Raw genomic sequence first — 261 nt, forward strand, 5'->3', positions numbered from 1 at the left:
TATGACTTTATAGAGTTTGCCATTGGTATCAAAAATGGGGTTGTAGGTGGCTTCCAGCCACAGAGGCTGGCCCGCTTTGTTCACCCGTTCAAACTTACCGCCCATGAACTGCCCTTGGTTAAGCTGGTACCAGAAATGTTGGTATTCACTGGTTTCAGCATACGCCGGAGTGACGAACAGTCGATGATGTTTTCCTTTGATCTCATCAAATGTGTAACCGACTGTCGCTAAAAAGTTTTCATTGGCGTGCAAAATATTACC

The 261-nt window shown here is 45.2% G+C and carries 1 protein-coding gene; it reads right to left on the minus strand.

Annotation, left to right across the window (positions count from 1 at the left end; all coding sequences use genetic code 11):
- A partial coding sequence (locus tag ACYP03_RS26765) for a PAS domain-containing protein (protein ID WP_459782773.1) occupies positions 1 to 261 on the minus strand: 261 nt, incomplete at both ends.

The organism is Photobacterium sp. R1 (assembly GCF_054600795.1).